Origin of the sequence: Imperialibacter sp. (assembly GCF_040222815.1) — a bacterium.
Lineage (GTDB): Bacteria > Bacteroidota > Bacteroidia > Cytophagales > Cyclobacteriaceae > Imperialibacter.
Map to the genome: position 1 here is coordinate 95,440 of NZ_JAVKCH010000009.1, position 21,128 is coordinate 116,567.

The window sequence follows — 21,128 nt, forward strand, 5'->3', positions numbered from 1 at the left end:
AATGCTTAAAGAAAGTGATGAAATACTGATATAGAAAATAGTTGTTCGCTGGCGGACAGTTGAGGTCGCTGATGTACGCCGACCAATCAAAGCGTTGCAAGAAGCCTTTCGATATACTTTTTCTCAGGCAGGCTGGTGGTTAGCTCGATGGCCTGGCGAAAGCAGCTAGCCGCCAGCGTAGTATCGTCCATGGCCATGTATATTTTACCCAGCAGAGAGAAATAGTATTGGTTTTGCACCAGGCTGCCTTTGGCATCCAACTCATGGAGCTTTTCATAAGCAAACAATGGGCCCTGGCTATAGAAGATGGCGATCAGCCAATTCAGTTGGATAGTTGCGCTGGGATCGCTGCGCAAAAGGTATTCGTATAGTTCGCAAATGCTTGCCCAATCGGTCTCTTCAAAGGAGGGAGCCTGCGCATGTTCGTAGGCAATGGCAGCTTCCACCTGGTATTTGCTGTAGTTTTTTTCCTGAATAGATTCCCTGAAATACTGCTGGCCCAGGGCTATCATCTCTTGATCCCAAAGTCGCCGATCCTGACTTTCAAGATCAATTAGTTTCTTTTCAATATCCTCTCTGGCCGGAAACCTGGCGGCATGGAGAAGAAGCAACGAAAACAAGGCCAATGAATCTGCTGTTTTCAGCTTTTCTTTGTCTGTCACCAGTTTGATCAGTCTAATCGCTTCAAAGCACAACTCCTCCCTAATGATGGAATCATTATCGGTGGAAGAATATCCTTCGTTGAATAGCAAGTAGATGATTAAATGCACCTCGTCCAGTTTTTCCATCACCTTTGAATAGTTCGGATCGGGAAAGGAGAGGTTCTTTTCAAGGATCAATTGTTTTGAGCGAACAATAGATTTGGCCACGGCCTCTTCAGTCATAACCAGGCCACGGGCAATTTGCCGGACTGTTAACCCGGCCACATGCCGCAGCACAAAAATGAGCTGGTTCTTGATAGAAAAGGAGGGATGGCAGCAAGCTACAATCATCCGTAGCTGACTGTCTTCAATTTCGTTATCGAGGAAAAGCGCCTCAAGCTTGATTTCCTCCCCGGTATTGAGAAAAGACTCAGCTGGCAGTGGTTCAAAACGCTTTTTTCTCAGGGCATTGATCGCCTTGTTTTTACACACTTTAAAGAGCCAGTTTACTGGCTGATCAGGTATGCCCTTTTGTTCCCAATGATTGATGGCCGACTCAAAGGCCTCCTGCACGATGTCTTCGGCCAGCTCGAGCTGCTGAAGCCCAAAGTACCGGGCCAGGGAGGTCACCATCTTACCGTACCACTGCCGGTAAAGATGGCTGACCAGCTTTTGTGTTTCAAAATGATAAGGGGCCTGTTCTTGTTGCATCAAAAGTCCATGATGGGCCTTAGCTCCACGAGTCCTTCGTATTTGAAAATAGGGCAGGTCTTGGCAATACTGATCGCTTCGTCTATGTCCTTTGCGAGGAAAACGAAAAAGCCACTGATGGCTTCCTTCGATTCAATGAAGGGCCCATCGGTTTCAACTTTATTTTTGTAGACCATGGCTCCAGAGCCTTCCAGAGGGTCACTCATCACATGACGGTTCTCTTTCTCGAGACCTTCTTTCCATTTAACATATTCAGAAATATCAGCTTCCATCTGTGCTGGAGTCATTTCGTTCATTGCTGCAAGGTCTTCCCTAATCAGGATCAAAAACTTTTTCATAAGGTAAAATTTAAGTGTTTTTCTCCTGTAGACAAGGTGGTCATGCTTTTTTGGACAACTATCTCACGAATTTTCTTTTTGAGACTAGGACATTATGCCGACCAGCTCCTTCAAAAATTTGGCAGCTACAAATGCTGTCATATCGTTCACATCTCTAACGGGGTTGTATTCTACAATGTCGGCGGCAACGATGTTCAGGTGCTTGTGGCGCTGGATGAAATCAATTACCTGTCGGGTGGTGGCACCGCCCGGCTCATAATGAGAAATGCCCGGAGCAAAGGCTGGGTCAAGCACGTCAATATCCAGGCTCAGGTACACAGGCCCTTCTAGGTTGACCGTTAAGTCATCTGTCCATTTATTCATTGGAATGATATCGACAATGAATTTTTCTGCCTGCTCTTTTTGGTGCTTGTTAAGCGTCCGGATGCCAACCTGTGTGAGACTTTGTGCCAGGCCATCCTCCATGATTCTTGCAAATGGACAGGCATGGGATAGGCGGTTGCCATCGAGCTCATCGTAAAGATCGGAATGGGCATCGAGGTGAAGTATGGAGAGCTTGGGGTGGTGTGAAGCTACCACTTGCAGGATAGGGTAGGTGACAGAATGATCGCCACCGAGGAAGATCCATTTGTCGCCATGGGTGTATACTTTTGACAGCTCTTTTTGCAGGCCCTGATAAGGAACTACTGCCGGAATGTCCCCACGGTCGTTGATAAGATCCGATACGTTCTGACCTCCTTCATTGTAATAGTTGGAGGAGTCGGAGTGAAGGGCTTTGCGAATGAGGGGAGGGGCTTGTGCCGGCCCTCTCATGAAAGAGGAATTGGCGTCGAATGGGATGCCGAGTAGGTTGATAACGCTCATATGCACTATTTTAATTGGCTTGTTAAGGCCGCTTAAATCTAAGACGATTACTACTTAGATTGTTGTTTTAACAGCGTCGCCGTATTCTCAATAGCCCCCGGCTCCAGTCCGCCATGGCCCGGAATGACCATCTTTGGTTTGGGGAAACGTTTTTTCATTTTTTCGAGACTCACAGGCCAGGCGGCTACGTCTGCATCTCCCAGGTTGCCAAGTGAAGTAGTTGAAGCATCCTTTAAAAAGCATCCGCCATACAGGAGTTTTTCCGAAGGGAAGTAAACAACCACGTTGTCAGGGCTGTGACCAGCTCCCGGATAGAAAACCTCAATTTTGCCTCCTGCCAGGGCGATGGTGGTGTCGTTTTTAAAGAGGACGTCTGGCTTAACAATACCATTTTCTACGGCCAGTTTGGCCGTTAGCTCCGAACTTACGGCCGGAATACCTCTCTGCTTTAGGATATCAATGCCACCTATACGGTCATCGTGAAAATGCGTGACAACAAAGCTGGCGACAGGCTTTTTAATTTCTCTGTCAATCCAGTCAAGGAGCTGAATGGTTTGGTCGTCGTCCCAGGGCGTGTCAATGACAACCACGCTGTCTTTGCCCACAAAGATGACGGCATTGGCACCGACCTTACCACCCTGGTAGGCACCGTATGACTCATAAATGTAAATCGAATTACTGTGCTTTTTCACCTCGATTTGAAACTGTGCATTGGCAGTTCCGAAACAGAACAATATTGCCATGAGAGGGAGAAACTTCTTGATTCTTCCAGCCAAATAATCCGTCATCATAAATCTCAAATAAGTAATTTCTTAAAGCCCGTACTTATCAATCAAATAGGTTAAAGCCGCCATGGTGGCAGCGCCCAACTCCAGCTCTCTCCGGCTCACTTTGTCGAACGTATCAATCGCCGTATGGTGGTAGTCGAAGTAGCGTTGCGGGTCGGGGTAGAAGCCAATCATGGGCACACCTTGCGTTGCCAGTGGGCTGATGTCGGCGCCACCACCTCCGGTGTCAAACTTGTAAATTTGATAAGGCACAAACAATGGCGCCCAGCCTTTGATGCGCTCTACCTGCTTGTCTTCAGCAGTAAAAGTAAACCCAAGCGGTTTGAAGCCACCACGGTCCGATTCCATGGCGGCAATGTGTTTCTCTTTATTTTCGGCAGCCAAATCGGCATATTTCCGCCCTCCCCTAAGGCCATTTTCTTCGTTCATGAACATCACCGCTCTCAGGGTTCTTTTTGGCTTGTAGCCAATGGCCTTCAGAATCCGCAGTACCTCGATAGATTGCACACAGCCTGTGCCATCGTCGTGGGCTCCTTCGGAAAGATCCCATGAGTCGAGGTGGCCACCAACAACGATGTACTCGTCGGCTTTGCTGCTTCCTTTTAGCTCACCCACAACATTGTGAGACAGCTTGTCTGGGAGCATTTGGGAATGTGTCTCGTAGTAAAACTCAAGCTCAGGATCGTCCTTCAGCATCCTGCTCAGCTTGTCGGCATCGTTGGTGCTGATGGCCACCGCTGGCAGCTTGTAAAGATTAGGCGTGTAGTTGGTGCTGCCAGTGTGCGGGTGGTCGTCCAGTGCATTGGTTAGCGAGCGAACAACCGCACCTTTTGCTCCATATTTAGCAGCTTCAGATGGCCCTGCACCTCTTTGGTTGCCTGCGCCGCCGTAAGCTTCGAACGTTTCGATCAATGTAGGATCCATCCGGCGGTTGAAAAAGACGATTTTGCCTCTTACACCGGCTTCGCCAAGAGCGGCCAGCTCGTCAAAGTTTTGCACCTCAACTATTTTTCCGGCCACCCCATTAGGCCCGGAGCCGACTGAGTTGCCCAGCGCCACCACGTTTACCTCAACGGAGCCCATTTTAGAGTTAACAATCTTACCAATTTCTTTTTGGCCTCTTACCCAGTGAGGAACCATCACCTCTTGCAGAAACACATTGTCAAACTCAAAGCTCTCCATGGTTTCTTTGCTCCAGTCTACTGCGGCTGCAGCCCCTGGTGAACCTGCGAGCCTGGCGCCGATTTGGCCGGTAAGAAAGTCCAGCATTTGATAAGACTCGCCTCTGGCAAGTGCTTCGTCGTAGATTTTGCGAAGCATTTCGACATCCTGTTCGTCAGTTTTTACTTTTTGGGCCTGCAAACTGCTAATGAACAGACAGGAGAAAAGTAGGAGAGCGACGTGTTTCATATTCGGTATTTTGTTTTCAATGTTTTCGGATTTGCCCGATCAGTGAGGGTATTGCTATGGCCGACGGTTAGTCGCAACCAGACAAGAGATCGCAATATAGTGGTGAGACTGAAAAAAATACAGACCAATACTGTAATTCATTGGCAGGAAAGTAAACAAATAGGGTAGTGTTCGTCGTTAAGGTTTAACGTGAGTATGAAACCATTGGTAAATTAAAAAGTATCGACTAAAAGATTCGTTGTGTATTTTCCAATCGTTCGAGGTATTATTGTATATTAAAATTTCCTAACCCCTTTTGTTCATGAGTGCAGTCATTCAAACCAAAGAAGTTGCCAAAAAGTATGTAATGGGCAGCGAAACTATCCACGCTCTTAAGTCCATTACCATCGACATCAATAGGGGTGAATATGTGGCATTTATGGGGCCGTCAGGTTCAGGAAAATCTACATTGATGAACATAGTGGGGTGTCTTGATACGCCATCCGGTGGCCAATACATCCTCAATAATCATGACGTTAGCGACCTTACCGAAAATGAACTGGCGGAAATCAGGAACAAAGAGATCGGATTCGTTTTCCAGACTTTCAACCTGCTTCCGAGGCAGTCGTCTCTTGAGAATGTGGCCCTTCCACTTATTTATGCAGGTATGAATCGTGAAGACAGGGAAGAGCAAGCCATGGCAGCGCTGGCGGGTGTGGGACTTGCTGAAAGGGCCAAGCACAAGCCCAACGAGCTATCTGGTGGGCAGCGCCAGAGAGTCGCTATTGCGAGAGCGCTTGTTAATAACCCTTCGATTATTCTGGCGGATGAGCCTACCGGTAACCTCGACACGAAGACCTCTTACAGCATCATGGAGCTTTTTCAGGAGCTGCACGACAAAGGCAACACCATCATTATGGTGACACACGAAGAAGATATTGCCACTTATGCACATAGAGTGATACGGTTAAGGGACGGTTTGATTGAATCTGATACTCAAAATAAGAACATTACCCGCCATGTGTCAGAGCCAGTCTGATATCGAATGAAAATCTATACCAAAACAGGCGATAAAGGAACCACCTCTCTTTTGGGTGGTACGAGGGTATCGAAAGCGCATCTTCGGATCGAGACTTACGGTACTGTTGATGAACTCAATTCTTATATCGGGCTGCTGAGGGATCAGGAAGTTAACAAAGGCCGAATTCCTTTTTTTATTGAGATACAGGAGCAACTTTTTACCATCGGTTCTCACCTGGCTATGGAGGCGGGAAGTACCAAATTCCCTGTTCCACAGGTTGATGAAACATTGATAAGCAGGCTGGAGGCCGCCATGGATGAAATGGATGCCTTGCTGCCTCCGATGAAAAACTTCATTCTGCCAGGTGGCCATCCTTCGGTTTCGCATGGTCACATCGCTCGCTGTGTTTGCCGCAGGGCCGAACGATTGGTTATTGGATTGCAAGAACAACAGGCTGTGGAAGAAAGTATTGTCCAGTTTCTTAACCGCCTTTCCGACTACCTATTTGTACTCTGCCGAATGATGGCGCAGGAGCTGGGAGTGGAGGAAACTCCGTGGAAGCCGAGGGCCATCAAATAAGAACGCTTCTTGCTTGTTGCTCTTCCCGTTTGCAATCGTTGGGCGAGATGCCGGAAGGCCTACCTTAGGGCTGATCCATATATTTCTGACGTTGAGTAGTTTAGAAAAATATTCGTCTAATATTCACCATTTTTTCCTTTCCAATTTTTATTTCTCATTACAACTATTTTGATATGGGTGCTTTTTTATCATTAAATTAGTATCAATAGTGGCCTGTTTATTGCCAAATTTATATATTTTAGACCTTATTTTAATATAATAGGTTGCGATGTTTAAAACTCAGAGTGTACTTAAATTTTTGTGTGTTGTCTTGATGGTAGTCGGGTGTGCGAAAGAAGCAGAAGTGCCAGAGCTAGTTCCCGAAATTTTGTCTTTGGAGCCGGAATTTGGAGAAACGGGGGACACTGTGTCAGTTTTTCTTAAAGATTTTGAGGAGGTATTAATAAGCTATGATGTTCTTTTTGGAGGGGTTAGGGCCAAAATCATTTCATCGGAAGTAGATGAAGTTAGAGTAGTGACACCAGAAGGAGCGGAAACAGGTGAGGTAAGTATCAATGTTGGAGTAACCAAAATTGCAGGGCCTTTATTCACATTTACCCCTTCAATTTCCATGATGTCTCCTACAACTCTGAGGCGAGGAGATACATTGTCTATTCTTGGGAGACATTTTAGCAAAACTAATTCTGACAACCTCGTAAAATTTAATTTTCAAACTTCTGCCGATCCTTTCTATTCCGATACAGAGTTGATGCTTGTGAAAATACCTAACAGTACAGTATCAGGTAAAGTGTCAGTTTCGGTAGGTGACCATCAAACTGTCAGCACTCAAGAAATTTCCGTTGTCGAGGAGGTTGGTATCTCCACCGAAGGATTGGTTTTTTTTGCACCCTTTGGCGCAAATGTCAATTCCATAGTTAATGGCATTCAATCAAACTCCTCTAATTCTAAAGTGCCGGATCGATTCGAAACCCCCGACAAGGCGAGGGGTTTCAATGGGACAAATCAAGCTATATATTATAGAGATGAGCTGTTTAAGATTTCTAAAGGAATAACAGTTTCTGTTTGGGTAAGAGCGAATGATGATACGCCTGGGGGGATAGTTACTCATGATGCTTATCGTATTTCTTTGAGAAATAAAGTGTTTTCTGGCGCAGTCTTTATCAAATTAGGAGAACAGAAATATGTGTTGGCTGAAAGCCCCATGAGTACCTATATGGAAGGGTGGCAACACCTAGCATTTACTTATGATCTCAAGACATTTACCACCTTTTGGAATGGGAAGAAGATGATTTCCAAAGAATGGATAGGAGAATCGATCGTCGACAGAGACCAGGAAGTTTTTATAGGGAAGTCAATTGGAGGCGACTTTTTCTCGGGAGATATCGACGATGTGACAATTTATAATCGTGCGCTTTCGGAGAGTGAAATCCTGCAGCTCTTCGAACAAAATGAGTCGACTTTCACTCCTTAGAGCCACGCAAGAGGCCTTTAGCCGCTAATCTTCTTCGAACAAGTTTTGCCTACTAGCACAAATACTTGTTAATTGATTTTTGCCACAGTGGCAACTACTGTTGATCCGCTTCCGCTGATGTAAAAAAATTGTACCGGGACAAACCTGTGGGAAAATTTAGTATCTTCATTGATCTCAACCTCTGATACTGAATTTAGGATGACGCTGGAGAAGACTCTTCTGTCCCTTGCTGCTTTATTTGGCCTTTTTGCATGCGCTGAGGCACAGAAAGTAAGCATAAAAGAGACGACCACAGGTATTGATTTTCTGTTAAGGGGAAAGGAGGTGCTTACCTACCAAACGGCCACGCTCACTGTGCCGGAAGGAGTGAAGAAGGAGTTTCGCAAATCTGGCTTTATCCACCCGCTCAAGTCACCTTCTGGCGAGGTACTTACCCGCATTCAACCACCCGACCATTACCATCACCTGGGCATTTGGGGCCCATGGACGAAGACCAAGGTAAAAGGCAGGGAAGTGGACTTCTGGAACTTGGGCGATGGAAAAGGTAGGGTTGATTTTGATCATATAATCTCACAGACATCTAAAGGGAATATTGCTGAAGTAGTAGTTCGACAGAACCACACTGACCTGCTGGCGCCAAACGGACCTCAAGTCGCTATTGAGGAGGATTTAGGCATCCGGGTACAAAGCGCAGACAAAGGAAGGTACCTGGTCGACTACACAACGACCATTTCCACACCACTGTCAACAACTATTATGTTGGAAGCCTACCGCTATGGAGGTGGCATTGGCTATCGTGCTACTGAGGTCTGGAATCAGGGTAACAGTACGATTCTTACGTCAGAAGGGTACAATAGAACCAACGCTGATGGAACAGGGGGGAAGTGGGTAATGGTACATGGAGTTTCTGGAGCAAAGGAAGGAAAAAGTGGTATACTATTTCTTAGCTACCCGGAAAACAGGGCTCACCCCGAACCAATGCGGGTGTGGCCAGTGGATGCTAACGGAGGAAAAGAAAATGTCTATATAGAATTTTGCCCCATCAGGTATGAGCCCTGGGAGATTGAGCCTGGAAAGAAATACACTTTGAAATACAGAATGGTGGTGTTTGACGGTACGCTGACTGATGAGGAGGCAGAGCAGTACTGGGAGGCATTCGCTAAGAAACTATAAATACTTACCCTTAGACTACTTATACACCTATGAAAAGAAGAGAATTTGTCCGAAACACAGCCTTGGCAACGAGCGTGCTGGGTTTCCCAACCATAGTGCCTTCTTCCGTTTTCGGAAAAGATGCGCCAAGCAACAAAATCAATATTGGCCAGATTGGCTGCGGTCGTATTGCCCGAGGGCACGACATGCCTGGCACCTGGCAGCACGACGTAGCTCGGTTCGTCGCTGTGTCAGATCTCGACAGCAAGCGCATGAAGGAGGGGAAGGAGCACGTTGAAAAGTTCTATACAGAAAAAATGGGTAAGCCTTACGTCGATGTGAAACAGTACGGCGATTACAAGGAAATGCTTTTGAACAAGGACATAGACGCTGTCATTATAAGTACACCTGACCACTGGCATTCTCAGCCTGCCATGGAGGCTGTATTGGCTGGTAAGCACGTTTATCTCCAAAAGCCGACGTCGCTCACAATCCAGGAGGGCCGCCAACTGGCTGATTTGGTGAAAAAATCCAATGTGACCTTTCAAATGGGCACTCAACAGCGCTCTATGAAGCAGTTCAAAGTGGCTGCGGAGCTTGTTCGCAACGGGAGAATAGGCAAGCTGCACACCGTAAGAATTGGTCTGCCTGGTGACCCGGCAGGTCCTGAAGCGCCAGCGATGCCCGTGCCAAAGCAGTTGAACTACGATGCTTGGCTTGGCTCTACACCAGAGGTTCCTTACACCGAAATCGGTGTGCATCCGGTAGAAGGCTACGACCGTCCGGGCTGGTTGCGTTGTGAGCAGTATGGAGCCGGCATGATCACTGGCTGGGGTCAGCACCATTACGATTCAGCTGCCTGGGGTATGGATACAGAATACACTGGACCAAGATTCATTGAGGCCGTGGCCGAGTTCCCAAGGTCTGGCCTTTGGAATGTACACGGCGACTTCATGGTGAAGCAGGAGTACGACAATGGCATCAACGTATTTACATCAGGTGGCTACCCGAATGGCATCCGCTACGAAGGAACTGATGGCTGGATTTGGGTGTCGAGGGGTGACTATGTGGCTTCTGCTTCGGATCCGGTTGCAGCTGAGAATAGCGCTAAGGCGTTAGATGCTTCTGACCCTAAGATTCTGCAATCCGTGATTGAACCGGGTGAGATTCATTTGTATGAAAGCGAGGAGCATCATGGCAACTGGTTGGAATGCATCAAGTCTGGCAAGGAGCCCATATCTCCCGTAGAAATGGGGCATAAGGCCTGTTCCGTGTGTCTGACAAGTCACATAGCCATGAAAATTGGCAGAAGGCTGGAGTGGGATTCCAAAACAGAGCGCTTTGTCAACGACGACGAGGCCAATACTTACTTAAGCAGGCCGCAAAGAGCGCCCTACGGAACCGATAATGTTAAAATGAAAGGATAAAGTATAAATGAAACTCAATCAACTATTTTCAGGGGCTCTCGCAGCCCTTTTTCTTGCAGGCTGCCAATCAGGAACGATGAAAGAGAGCACGGAAGAATCTACCGACGACGGAAAAATCAGGATTATGACACTGGAGCCAGGGCATTTTCACGCCGGTCTTATCCACAAGTCGATGTATCCGGTGGTGGACTCCACTATTTACGTATTTGCGCCAGACGGCCCGGAGCTGACCGACTACCTTGCCCGAATCAATGGCTACAATACCCGGGCGGAGAGCCCTACGGGATGGAAGCTTGAAGTGACTAAAGGGTCTGATTTTCTTCAGCAAATGATCACTAAAAAGCCAGGTAACGTGATGGTGGTGGCGGGTAAGAATGACCATAAAGTGGACTATGTGCTGAAGGCCATTGAAAACGACATCAACGTATATGCCGACAAGCCGCTGGTGGTAGACAAGGCGGGTTATGCCAAGTTGCTCAAGGCTTTTCAGGTGGCAGAAGAAAAGAACTTGCTGCTGTATGATATCATGACCGAGAGGTTTGAAATTACTACCATTTTGCAGCGTCAGCTTTCTATGATGCCTGAAGTGTTTGGTGAGCTGGAAGATGGCACGCCGGACAACCCAGCCATTACTAAGGAAAGTGTGCATCACTTCTTTAAATATGTATCTGGCAAGCCTTTAGTGAGGCCCGACTGGTTTTTTGATGTGAAGGTAGAAGGAACTGGCATCGTGGACGTTACCACTCACCTGGTAGACCTGGTGCAGTGGGAAACCTTCCCCGAACAAATACTCGATACCACAGATGTCAATATGATGTCGGCAAAGCTGTGGCCTACTGTGCTTACGCTCGATGACTTTAAAGGTGTGACGGGTGCTACAGAATTTCCAGCGTTCCTTGGCGAATACATCAAAGACGGCAAGCTGGAAGTGCTGAGCAATGGTGAAATGAACTACACCCTACGTGGCAAACACGCCAAAGTAAGTGTGATTTGGAACTATCAGGCACCAGAGGGATCAGCCGATACACACTACAGCATGATGCGGGGCACCAGGGCCAACCTGATGATCCGTCAGGGAGCGGACGAAAACTACCGGGCCACGTTGTACGTGAAACTGCTAGGCGACCAGGACGAGGCATTGGCCAAGGCGATCAACGAAATGTTGCAGGCGAAATACCCGGGCATCGGATTGACAAAGCAGGAGGGAGGAGAGTACATTGTCGATATCCCCGATTCTTACCACAATGGTCATGAGGCACACTTTGGCCAGGTAACCGAAAAGTTTTTGGAGTACTACCAGGCCGGGAGCATGCCTGAGTGGGAAAAGGCATTCATGAAGGTGAAGTACTTCACGAATATCAAAGCATTGGAAATGGCCACGACTAAGTGATGTTGTAGCATTGTTGAATTACGGGCCCGGCTGTGGCGCCCACAGCGATAGCTGGTGGTACTACAGTCAGGCCTTTTGAAATTGAGGTGTATCATTTTGGCAATTAACCCTTTGGCCGTTAATGTCACGGGTAAACGCATTGATCTATCGTCTTTTATTCCTTCCAACCTGTATGATCCTTAAAAACTTCTTTCTACTTGCCACGATTTCAGTTATTTGCTTCGCCTGTGAGGAGCCTGAGAAGCAAGACTGGCAGCAGCAAGCCAACGGCGTCTGGAAATACTCCATCGGTGAAAAAGGCAAGATCAATCTGCTGAGTGCGGCCGGGGCGGTTCCCAACCTTACCAGACTGAATGTCGGCGCAGCCACAGTTTTTCCATTCGACAAAGAACGAATCCGCATCACAAAATCCGATCACAAAATAGTGATCCAACTGCCGCTCGACGACGATGAGCAGATTTATGGACTGGGCCTACAGTTCAAAAGCGTCAATCGGCGGGGAAAAATCTACCATTTGCAGGTCGACCACTACGGCGGCAAAGACAATGGCAGGACCCATGCACCAGTACCTTTTTATGTGTCGAGCAAAGGCTATGGTGTGCTGATCAACTCTGCCAGCTACATGACTGTGTACGTGGGTAGCAACGTGAGGCTCGACAGCGAAAATAAGCCTTATGTCTATGACCGAAACACCGAAAAGAATTGGGAGGCCCAACCCCAATCGGATGTGGTGGAAATCGTTATTCCCGACGAAAGTGCGGAGGTGATCGTTTTCAATGGAGAGACACCCGTCAATACTATAAGGAAATATAACCTCTATCAGGGTGGGGGAGTCCTGCCACCCAAGTGGGGCCTGGGCTTTACCTACCGCAGCCATACACAGCATACAGCGGAGGAGGTGTTGGCCGAAGTGCAGGAGTTCGAAGAGAATGAGTTTCCGCTCGACTTTATCGGGCTGGAGCCTGGCTGGATGAACATGTCGTATCCCTGCTCTTATGAATGGGACGAAGGCAGATTTCCTGAACCAGAAAAGTTTGTGCAGGCACTGCTTGACCAGGGCGTGAGAACAAACCTGTGGATGAACCCCTATATAGCACCCAAAGCGAAGTTGTACCAGCCGATGCTGCCCTATTCAGGTACTCATTTGGTCTGGAATGGCATTGTGCCAGATTATACCATAGAGGCTGCCAGAAAGGTGTTTTTGGAGTCCTACAATGCGCATCAGCTTGATATTGGCGTCTCGGGGCTCAAAATAGACGAAGTGGATGGCTACGATAACTGGCTCTGGCCCGATGCTGCCACTTTTCCTTCGGGCACCAGCGCAGAGCAAATGCGGCAGGTGTATGGACTGCTCATGCAGGAGATGATTGCCGACCTGTACCACAAAAATAACCAAAGGACTTACGGACTGGTAAGGGCCTCCAATGCCGGAGCCGCCAGCCTTCCCTTTGTGCTGTACAACGACTACTACGACCACCGGGATTTCATCACGGCTCTTATCAACTCTGGGTTTTCTGGGGTGCTCTGGACGCCCGAAGTAAGGCAGTCCGACACAGGTGAAGAATGGCTGCGCAGGATGCAGTCGGTGTGTTTTTCGCCCATGGCGATGGTAAATGCGTGGTCGAGCGGTACCAAGCCGTGGTCGTACCCCGAGGTGTATGAAGAAGTGCAGCAGGTGGCCATGCTCAGGATGCAGCTGCTGCCCTACATCTACTCCACATTTGCCGACTATTATTTCAATGGCACGCCACCGGTTCGACCCATGCAACTAGTGGAAGGCTTTGGAGCAAAGGAAGAGGTGAAAGCCGGGCAGTTGGATGACACCGCCAACCCCTACAACCTGGCTGTCAGGAAAGACATCAAAGACCAGTTTATGTTTGGTGATAACCTGCTGGTGGCTCCAGTGTTTACAGGTGAAACTTCCCGAACGGTTATTCTGCCAGAAGGCAAATGGTACGACTTTTACACAGGCGACTATGCAGGCGAAAATGAAGTGATTGAGATCAGAACAGCGCTGGCCACCATCCCGCTTTTTGTGAAAGATGGCGGCATCATTCCCATGATCCAGTCCCGGCTCCATGCGCCCAAGCCGGGTGAGCAGCTGGCATTGCAAGTGAGGTACTACGGCAAAGCGCCGGGTGCCTTCCTGCTGTACGACGATGACGGCGAGACCTTCAATTATGAAAAGGGTGATTATTCGTTGACCGAGCTGAAAGCTGACCCGGAAAAGGGCCAAATGGGGAGTGAGAAACGGATAGAAGGTAATGTCTTTGGTTATGGGAGTATAAATTGGCAGCTAATGACTGTGAGGTGATTTCAAATCGTGCTTTGTCAGACGCAGTGTGGTTGTGGGTTTAACCACAAGAACCACAGTACATGCGAACGCTTGTGTCAGTGAAGTACGCTGATGGCCCCATTGAATAAGAAACTGGCACACTTAATTGCACCCTGCCCCAAATTTTTTGAAAAAACCAAAGATTCTTCCCGCTCGTTATACCATCGTTTAGAGATTAAATTTCTAATTTTACTTTTTCAATAATAGGTTGAGGCCATGATAGATACCCTTCAATTTCCGATCACCCAGGTGGCGAAGTCCAGAATCAAGGAACTGGACATGGATAATGTTCAATTTGGTAAGAGCTACTCTGACCACATGTTTATGGCAGAGTATGTCGATGGACAGTGGACTGATATGAGGATTGTACCTTATGGAAACCTCTCCATGAGCCCTGCCAACACCACGCTGCACTATGGCCAGTCAATTTTTGAAGGCATGAAGGCGTACAAGGCAGACAATGGTGATGTGTTGATTTTCCGTCCTGACAAAAATGCGGCCCGACTGAACAAGAGTGCCGTAAGAATGTGCATTCCTGAGATTCCTGAGGAGATGTTCATGAGTGCCCTCACTGAGCTGCTGAAGCTCGACAGAGACTGGGTGCCCAACAAGCCGGGTACCTCGCTGTACATCCGCCCGTTTGTATTCGGCAACGATCCATTCGTAGGTATCAGGTCATCATTGACTTACCAATTCATCATTTTTACCAGCCCTGCGGGTGCTTACTACTCCAGACCGGTGAAGGTGAAAGTGGAGACGAAATATACAAGGGCTGCTCCGGGAGGTACCGGCAGCGCCAAAACAGCTGGTAACTATGCCGCTGCGTTGTACCCAATGGTGCAGGGCCAGAAAGCAGGTTACGACCAGTTGCTATGGACTAACGCAGGTTCGCACGAATACTTTGAGGAGTCTGGCACCATGAACGTGTTCTTCCTGATCGACGGCGTGCTTTGTACTGCACCTGCTGGAGAAACAATCCTCGACGGCGTTACCAGGGACAGCGTGATTACCTTGGCCAAAGAGTGGGGCTACCCTGTGGAAGAGCGCAAAGTATATGTGAAAGAGTTGAAGCAGGCGTTGCTGGACGGCAAGGTGAACGAAGCCTTTGGAGTCGGTACGGCGGCAACTATTGCGAAGATCAGCCACATCGGTTTTGAAGACGGCGACCTTGAGCTACCAGGAGAGGAGTCGAGAACACTGTCGAACAGGCTTTTGAAAACGCTGGATGATATCAAGTACGGCAGGATAGAAGACACACACGGCTGGATTTACAGAATCTGACCATAGTAACATATCACAAAATCCATCTGCTTTTCGAAGGGGTGGATTTTTTGTTGGGGGAGAGTTAATGGTTACAAGTTATTAGTTAATAGGGGCGCTCACCTCAACAATCGGTTGCCAATTTCTTATCAGAAGTCGGGGCATTGTCCGCCAGATAGCCATTAACTAATAACCCAAAAACCACTAACAAATAACCATTAACGAATAACTTAAAACCATGACAATAGAACAGTTGAAAGACGTGAAAGCCAGGGTAGCGGCTTTGAGGGGGTATCTTTGACTACGATAACCGCAAACGTGAAGTAGAAGACAACGAGGCGCTGACAGTGTTGCCTGGTTTTTGGGATAAACCCAGTGAAGCCGAAAAACTGTTGAAAGAAATCAGGCTACAGAAAGTGTGGACCGACGCCTACGAAGAAGTGAAAACTTCTCTGGAGGATGTAGAAACTCTCTACGAATTCTATAATGCCGGTGAGGCTGAGATGGAGGATGTAGATGCCGAGTACAAGAAAGTATCAGCGCAGCTAGAGGAGGTTGAGTTGAAGAAGATGCTCAGCGGAGAAGAAGATCAGCTGAGTGCCATGCTGGAGATCAATCCAGGAGCAGGTGGAACAGAAAGCAACGACTGGGCGGAAATCCTTATGCGGATGTACATCATGTGGGGAGAGAAGCACGGCTATAAAGTAAGGCAGGTCGACTACACCCCTGGTGAAACGGCGGGTTTGAAGTCAGCGACACTAGAGTTTGAAGGGCAGTTCGCCTACGGTTACCTGAAAGCTGAAACAGGTGTGCACCGTTTGGTGCGAATTTCACCGTTTGACTCTGGTGGAAGAAGACATACGTCTTTTGCATCCATTTATGTGTATCCGGTGGCTGATGACAGTATTCAGATCGAAATCAATCCGGCCGATGTGGAGCTTCATACCTCACGGTCAGGTGGTGCTGGTGGCCAGAACGTAAACAAGGTAGAAACCAAGGTGCAGCTTACGCACAAGCCCACGGGCATTGTGGTGGTGTGCCAGGTGGAACGTTCGCAGTTGGCCAACCGTGAGCTGGCCATGCAAATGCTGAAATCAAGGCTTTACCAAATGGAGGTGGAGAAACGCAATGCGGTGAGAGACAAGGTGGAAGCCGGCAAGATGCGGGTCGACTTTGGTTCGCAAATCCGCAACTACGTGCTGCACCCTTACAAACTAATCAAGGATGCCCGCACCGGCGTGGAGCGCACCGACGTGCAAAACGTGCTGGACGGCGACCTCGACGACTACATCAAGGCGTTTTTGATGGGGAAGGAGGCTTAATTTCATCGGATGCTTCGTAGGTGGAGACACTCACGGGAACGCTCACTTGCGATGGGATTCGTTGTTCCGGCATGTGTTACACACGTCGGAACAATGGTTTTATTAGACCACCCAACGCCACTCATCGGTAATTGCGAAGCTGCCTCGGCACTTATTGATTATGTCTTTAATCTTGTGGCAGTTGCGGTAATCTGTCCATTTCATAGCGTAATCTTAATAAACAGATTGTTTCGGTCGTAAACTAATTATCGACATAGGTAGACTCCTTGCGACTTCCTCGCAATGACCGTAGGGTGATGTTTTGTGCTTCTATAGTGTTGCATGCAATCTAACCGGCGGTGAAGACACCCGCCTGAACGGGCAGTGAAGAGGCTACTGGTTTGTACAGAGCGACCTCTTTACTCAATCAAACCCTTCCAATTTTTTGAATAACCTTCCCGAAGGTTCTACCTTTACCCGTCGATTTTTTCTATGACCCAGCAAAAGATTTACACATGGCAGTTTATGCTATTGTGTTTCAGTAGTCTCCTTTTCTTTAGCAGCTTCAACATGATCATCCCGGAGCTGCCCGCCTTCCTGACCTCTATTGGCGGTGGCGATTACAAGGGTCTCATCATTTCGGTTTTTACTCTCACAGCCGGACTCAGCCGTCCGTTCAGTGGCAAGCTGGCCGATAAGGTAGGACGAGTACCCGTGATGGTATTTGGCGCTACGGTCAGTGGATTGGCGGCGCTGGTATATCCCCATGTCACCGTGGTATGGGCCTTCCTATTGCTTCGCTTCTTTCATGGTTTTTCCACCGGTTTCAAACCTACCGGCACGGCCGCCTATGTAGGAGACATTGCGCCGATCCTGAAAAGGGGAGAAGCCATGGGCATTTTTGGCCTTTTTGGAAGCATGGGGATGGCCATCGGGCCTGCTATAGGTTCCTACATTGCCTCAGCAGCGTCGCTGAATACTATGTTCTATACCTCTTCATTGATGGCGCTGTTGTCAGTGGTTATACTGGCTGGCATGAGAGAGACGCTGGTCAATAAAGAGAAGTTTCGCCCCGATCACCTGAAAATCAATTGGGCTGATGTGTACGAGCCGAGGGTGCTGTATCCATCGGTTACCTTATTGCTCACCATGCTGCCTTTTGGGGCTGTGCTTACCCTGGCCCCCGACTTTAGCGATTACCTGGGAATGGGCAACAGGGGTCTTTACTTCACCACCTTTACCATAGCTTCCCTGGGCATCCGTTTTATTGCGGGAAAAGCATCGGATAAGTACGGAAGGGTGGCTGTGCTGCGCTTCTCCATATTTTTTCTGGTGGCGGCAATGATCATGACCGGCTTTTCTACAAGCGTATGGCAGTTCCTTATGGGTGCTGTTTTGTTTGGCATCGGCACAGGCATGAACTCGCCAACTATCTACGCCTGGACCATTGACCTGAGTGATGAGCATCACAGAGGGAGGGGCATTGCCACCATGTATATAGCCCTGGAAGTGGGCATAGGTTTGGGGGCGTTGCTGGCAGGTTGGTTGTACGGAAACGACTTTTCTCACATGCCTTATGTGTTCTCATTCGTAGGCCTCGTAGCCTTTCTGGGCTGGGTTTTTGTGGAGCTCATCGGCAAGAAAAAAGACGTGATTCCCTCCCAACTGCGGCCATAGTTTTATTTACTTTGTTCCAAAACCCAGACAATGAACACCCGAAACCTGATCTCTGTCCTTTTCCTTCTCTCGATAGGTGTGCACCTGTGGGCGGTGGGCGTAGACAACCCCGAACTAATCCACTGGACTAAGCCCTTGCTGATGCCGTTGCTGGCCTTTTATTTTTGGTTGAGTAGCGGGGCGGTTGACAAGTCGGTTAGGGTAGGCATTCTGGCGGCGCTGGTTTTTAGCTGGCTGGGCGATTCATTGCTTATGTATCAGGAAAAGGCTGAAATGTATTTCCTGCTTGGTCTTGGCGCATTTCTCGCAGCACAGATCATGTACGCATTCAATTTTGCTCAGCTTAAAAATCCTTCAAAGAAAAAGATGGAGTGGCGAACAAAATTTAGTGTGGGTCTACTTGTGATCTTTTACTTTTTCATGCTGTATACGCTCTGGAATTTCCTTGGCAACCTCAAGGTGCCGGTTATCCTTTACGGCGCTTGCTTGGTGGGCATGTTGTTGATGGCAGTGATCAGGAAAAACAGAACCAACGAAACGAGTTTCTCACTGTTGTTTTTCGGAGCCATAGCGTTTCTTGTATCCGATTCTATGCTGGCAGTGAGCAAGTTCGTCGGCCCGTTTCCCATGGCGGGGTTTTGGGTAATGGTGAGCTATATCGCCGCTCAAGCGCTGATTGTTCAGGGGGTGCTGGCACACTACGACGGGGTGCCTAGTCCGGCGAAGAAGACTGTCCCGAAGGGACGTCGATGAGGTACTCATAAACAGCATTTTCAACGGTCTTCAACTCTGCCACCTTTTTCTTGTAGCCGGGCAATTCTACATAAAGCCAGTAGGGGCTGTCACATATTTCGTTGGTGAGCGTCAGAGCGAGGTCGTCGTCGGGGCACTTGTTTTGATACGTAATGATCTTGCTGAAGTAGTTCCATTTGATCTGCCGCTGTTTCGACCAGTTTTTGTTCATGTCTTTTACCCGCTCTGTGTCGGTTGTCAGCGAATCAACCAGATATGCTGCCACGTCTTCCGACAGCTTGTACCTGATTTTCACTGCATAGCGATCGATAAAGTAAGCCGTGATTTCATCTACGTTGGCAGGGCCAATTTTGATCCCCGGATTCTTTCTGGTATAGAAATGCAGCCTGCGAAAATGAAAACTACCCAGGTCTTCGTAGCCCGTAAGATCGATGACATCCCGGTAGCCGTTCAGGGCAAGGGCCGTCTTGCTATCGGCAGCAGGAATTAATGTGACCCCACCGTTTACTGATGAAACAGCTTTATCGCTTGGCTCGGTGGAAGAGCGTTTTTGTCCACAACTTAGCATGGCAGTTAAAATAAGGAAGGGGAGAAGTGGCCTCATTAGAACTAAGTTAGCTATTAATTGTCTTGGGATGTTCTTTTCTGTCAAAATAGTAAATGGCCGTTGTAAGATTTATTGAAAATGAAATTGAATTAAGTCATTTTCAAAAGTTATTATTGCAGCCACGTTAATACGCCCCAAGGAATGGATAAAAAACCAGAGATTACTTATTCACTAGGACGATTCGAACCCCAGGTATTTGTTAAAGTTTTTAGTCTGCTAATAGTTATCCTGGCGGTTCTGGCGGTTCTGGCGAGTTATTTAATGGATCAGTCGTTTGAAGGAATTATTGTCGGCCAGGGGCTCTACCGGTTTATTCTGCTACCGTTCTTTCTTGCAGGCGGTATTGCTTACCTCACCAGACACTCGACGTTGAAAGTTACGCATGTCACCAAGAGAAAGCTGGGTAAGCTGATCACCGAAGCGATTCAGAAGGAAGGCTACGAGTTGAGAAAAGATAAAAACCAGGTGATGGTTTTCGATCCTGAAATCAGTGGAATTGTGTCGCTGAATCAATGGATGGAGAATGTTACCATTACTGTAAAGTTCAAAAATCACAATATGATTATTGTGGGCCCCAGAAGAATTATGAGGAATATGCATGACAGGGTGAAATTTGGACTTGATTTCAAGGAAGCCCTGCGCCTGGAACCTGCTCAATAGAACTTAGCAACTTCCTCCAGCGCCTTTCTTGCCAGCTTAGGCACATAAACCTCGTCGGCCGCATAACCAACAGGCAACAATAAATAGGGTCTTTCGTTGTCGGGCCTCCCGAGTATTTTCGATAAAAAATTCATGGGACTGGGCGTGTGTGTCAGTGTTACCAATCCAGCCATGTGCACCGCTGTAATGAACATCCCGCAGGCAATCCCTACCGATTCATTTACGTAGTAATTATTGATCTTTTCGCCTTCTTCATCCTTGTCATACACTTTTTTGAAGACCACAACGATCCATGGAGCTGTTTCAAGAAAGGGTTTATCCCAATTGGTGCCTATAGGTGCGAGGTCTTTCAGCCAGCGGTCACTCATGCGGCCATGGTAGCTATCGTATTCTTCCTGTTCGGCTGCTTTTCTTATTTCTTTTTTGATACTCGTATCTGAAATGGCACAAAATGTCCACGGCTGCTTATGTGCTCCCGAAGGTGCTGTAGAGGCGGTTTTTATCAGGTTCTCGATCACTGCCCGATCAACTGGTTTGTCGGAGAAATCCCTAACGGTTCGTCGCAAGTCCATGTCCTGATAAAAGTGCAGGCTCTTTTGCAGGGTGATTTCCGGGGTAAATGCCCTCGGGTGGTACTGCACATGCTCGTATCCGTCTATAACTTTTATTGTCTCCTCAGTCATCGTTTTGGGCTTTATAAAAAAATGCAACCTCTTGTCGGGCTTAATTTTTATACCTTCTCAAATCTAGACAACCATTCGTAA

At 47.9% G+C, this 21,128-nt stretch carries 19 protein-coding genes; 12 read left to right on the forward strand and 7 right to left on the reverse strand.

Translation table 11 applies throughout. The features are described from left to right. Positions 1–86: 86 nt before the first annotated feature. The 5 genes from RIF36_RS02100 to RIF36_RS02120 form a co-directional block, all read right to left on the reverse strand. Positions 87–1,352 (reverse strand): RNA polymerase sigma factor, encoded by a 1,266-nt coding sequence (locus tag RIF36_RS02100; RefSeq protein WP_350126856.1) that lies wholly within the window; start codon positions 1,350–1,352, stop codon positions 87–89. Then, on the reverse strand, positions 1,352–1,690 hold the full coding sequence (locus RIF36_RS02105) for a YciI family protein (RefSeq protein WP_350076634.1): 339 nt from the start codon (positions 1,688–1,690) through the stop codon (positions 1,352–1,354). Before RIF36_RS02105 ends, RIF36_RS02100 begins: the two co-directional genes overlap by 1 nt. Positions 1,691–1,774: 84 nt before the next feature. Beyond that, complete coding sequence (gene speB / locus RIF36_RS02110) at positions 1,775–2,554, reverse strand: agmatinase (RefSeq protein WP_350126853.1); 780 nt, start codon at positions 2,552–2,554, stop codon at positions 1,775–1,777. 50 nt (positions 2,555–2,604) lie between these two features. Beyond that, a complete protein-coding gene (bla, locus tag RIF36_RS02115; RefSeq protein ID WP_350126850.1) occupies positions 2,605–3,345 on the reverse strand; it encodes a subclass B1 metallo-beta-lactamase in 741 nt (246 codons plus the stop codon). Between the two features lie 21 nt (positions 3,346–3,366). Then, entirely contained in the window at positions 3,367–4,752 is a 1,386-nt protein-coding gene (locus tag RIF36_RS02120) for a M28 family peptidase (protein ID WP_350126847.1), read from the reverse strand. A 301-nt stretch (positions 4,753–5,053) separates the two neighbouring features. On the opposite strand from RIF36_RS02120, the gene RIF36_RS02125 reads away from it, so the two are divergent. From RIF36_RS02125 to RIF36_RS02175, 11 genes are all read left to right on the forward strand, one after another. Then, on the forward strand, positions 5,054–5,770 hold the full coding sequence (locus RIF36_RS02125; protein WP_350076648.1) for an ABC transporter ATP-binding protein: 717 nt from the start codon (positions 5,054–5,056) through the stop codon (positions 5,768–5,770). Positions 5,771–5,776: 6 nt separating this feature from the next. After that, the gene (locus RIF36_RS02130; RefSeq protein WP_350126844.1) at positions 5,777–6,331 is read left to right on the forward strand and encodes a cob(I)yrinic acid a,c-diamide adenosyltransferase; all 555 of its coding nucleotides are present in this window, start codon (positions 5,777–5,779) and stop codon (positions 6,329–6,331) included. Between the two features lie 268 nt (positions 6,332–6,599). After that, the gene (locus tag RIF36_RS02135; protein WP_350126841.1) at positions 6,600–7,802 is read left to right on the forward strand and encodes a LamG-like jellyroll fold domain-containing protein; all 1,203 of its coding nucleotides are present in this window, start codon (positions 6,600–6,602) and stop codon (positions 7,800–7,802) included. A 198-nt stretch (positions 7,803–8,000) separates the two neighbouring features. Next, a complete protein-coding gene (locus RIF36_RS02140; protein WP_350126838.1) occupies positions 8,001–8,975 on the forward strand; it encodes a DUF6807 domain-containing protein in 975 nt (324 codons plus the stop codon). Positions 8,976–9,004: 29 nt separating this feature from the next. Beyond that, a complete protein-coding gene (locus tag RIF36_RS02145) occupies positions 9,005–10,381 on the forward strand; it encodes a Gfo/Idh/MocA family protein (RefSeq protein WP_350126835.1) in 1,377 nt (458 codons plus the stop codon). Between the two features lie 76 nt (positions 10,382–10,457). Next, positions 10,458–11,771, forward strand: a complete 1,314-nt coding sequence (locus tag RIF36_RS02150; protein ID WP_350126832.1) for a putative oxidoreductase C-terminal domain-containing protein — start codon at positions 10,458–10,460, stop codon at positions 11,769–11,771. Positions 11,772–11,943: 172 nt separating this feature from the next. After that, entirely contained in the window at positions 11,944–14,085 is a 2,142-nt protein-coding gene (locus tag RIF36_RS02155) for a TIM-barrel domain-containing protein (RefSeq protein ID WP_350126829.1), read from the forward strand. A 237-nt stretch (positions 14,086–14,322) separates the two neighbouring features. After that, a complete protein-coding gene (locus tag RIF36_RS02160) occupies positions 14,323–15,387 on the forward strand; it encodes a branched-chain amino acid aminotransferase (RefSeq protein WP_350126826.1) in 1,065 nt (354 codons plus the stop codon). Positions 15,388–15,604: 217 nt separating this feature from the next. Next, positions 15,605–16,688 (forward strand): peptide chain release factor 2 gene (gene prfB / locus RIF36_RS02165; protein WP_350126823.1). Its coding sequence is split into 2 segments (ribosomal slippage): positions 15,605–15,664 and positions 15,666–16,688, totalling 1,083 coding nucleotides; the frame shifts between segments, so codons are not numbered across the junction. 471 nt (positions 16,689–17,159) lie between these two features. Next, positions 17,160–18,344: an MFS transporter gene (locus tag RIF36_RS02170; RefSeq protein ID WP_350126820.1), complete on the forward strand. Its 1,185-nt coding sequence runs from the start codon at positions 17,160–17,162 to the stop codon at positions 18,342–18,344. A 30-nt stretch (positions 18,345–18,374) separates the two neighbouring features. After that, positions 18,375–19,097 (forward strand): lysoplasmalogenase, encoded by a 723-nt coding sequence (locus RIF36_RS02175; RefSeq protein ID WP_350126817.1) that lies wholly within the window; start codon positions 18,375–18,377, stop codon positions 19,095–19,097. On the opposite strand, the gene RIF36_RS02180 is transcribed toward RIF36_RS02175, so the two are convergent. Continuing rightward, a complete protein-coding gene (locus RIF36_RS02180) occupies positions 19,057–19,701 on the reverse strand; it encodes a hypothetical protein (protein WP_350126814.1) in 645 nt (214 codons plus the stop codon). The two genes, RIF36_RS02175 and RIF36_RS02180, sit on opposite strands and share 41 nt — an antisense overlap. 144 nt (positions 19,702–19,845) lie before the next feature. On the opposite strand from RIF36_RS02180, the gene RIF36_RS02185 reads away from it, so the two are divergent. Further along, positions 19,846–20,364 carry a hypothetical protein gene (locus RIF36_RS02185; RefSeq protein WP_350126811.1) on the forward strand — a complete coding sequence of 173 codons (519 nt, stop codon included), beginning with the start codon at positions 19,846–19,848 and terminating at the stop codon, positions 20,362–20,364. Here the strand turns inward: RIF36_RS02185 and RIF36_RS02190 are convergent. Next, positions 20,358–21,047, reverse strand: coding sequence for a nitroreductase family protein (locus RIF36_RS02190; protein ID WP_350126808.1), 690 nt, complete (start codon positions 21,045–21,047; stop codon positions 20,358–20,360). The two genes, RIF36_RS02185 and RIF36_RS02190, sit on opposite strands and share 7 nt — an antisense overlap. Positions 21,048–21,128 lie beyond the last annotated feature (81 nt).